This is a genomic window from Streptomyces sp. DH12, from assembly GCF_020873895.1.
Classification (GTDB): Bacteria; Actinomycetota; Actinomycetes; order Streptomycetales; family Streptomycetaceae; genus Streptomyces.
The window spans coordinates 1-806 of sequence record NZ_JAHWGT010000211.1 but is presented as its reverse complement, the minus strand read 5'-3'; the positions used below and the strand labels follow the sequence as shown (position 1 = coordinate 806).

Genomic DNA, 806 nt, shown 5'->3' with positions numbered 1-806 from the left:
CATCAACAGCGCCTGCGCGTCGGTGTTGATGGCGATGAACTCGACGCCCTTGAGACCGACCTCGATCATCCGGTTGATGGCATTGACACCACCGCCGCCGACACCGATGACTTTGATGACTGCGAGGTAGTTCTGCGGTGCTGCCACGTCGAAGGCCTCTCGCCTCGAGTTACGTGTCGCCGGGGCGCCGGAGCAACTGCTGCCCCCGCGATCCGACGACTGATGCCGAATGGGACGGTCCGTAGCGCCGACCCGAACCCTAACGTTGAAGTTTAGGGTTACCAGTGTGTCTGTTCCCTGGAGTCTTCTGAACAGGACACTAAGTCGACACGTGGCGCACGTTCAACGAACACGCCGAACCTCCCGTTTTTCTTTTCACCCTATGTGATCAGCCGTGTCGCTGCCCAACCAGGGTCCTGGCCTGCGCAGATGTGCGTCAACTCCCTGATGACGCCGGGGCGCTGGGAACGCTGACGTCGAAGTGCCGTGCGTCCGGCTCCGCTTTCATCAACGCGGTGAGGGCACGCGCCTTCTGCGCCCCCTTCTCACTGCTGCCCCAGTCGACGGTACGGCCGTCCGTGAGTTCCAGCGAGACGGCGTCGTAGGAACGGACCTTGACGCTGCGCGTCTTCGAAGCGAGGGACTCGGGGACGGCGCCGGCCACGCGTACCGCCTCCCGCACCAGACGGTCCTCGCCGAAACGCCGGAGGCTGGCCGCCGCTGAACCGGAACGGGAGAGATCCATCTTCAGCTCGGGTACCCCCTCGGGGGCCTTCGACACGGTCGCGAAACGGACGCCGTCGTCG

The 806-nt window shown here is 64.4% G+C and carries 2 pseudogenes; both read right to left on the bottom strand.

What is annotated here, in order from left to right:
* A pseudogene (locus LPA54_RS33580) lies at positions 1-147 on the bottom strand (cell division protein FtsZ); the annotation flags it as partial.
* A 289-nt stretch (positions 148-436) separates the two neighbouring features.
* Positions 437-806, bottom strand: a pseudogene (locus LPA54_RS33575) (cell division protein FtsQ/DivIB); the annotation flags it as partial.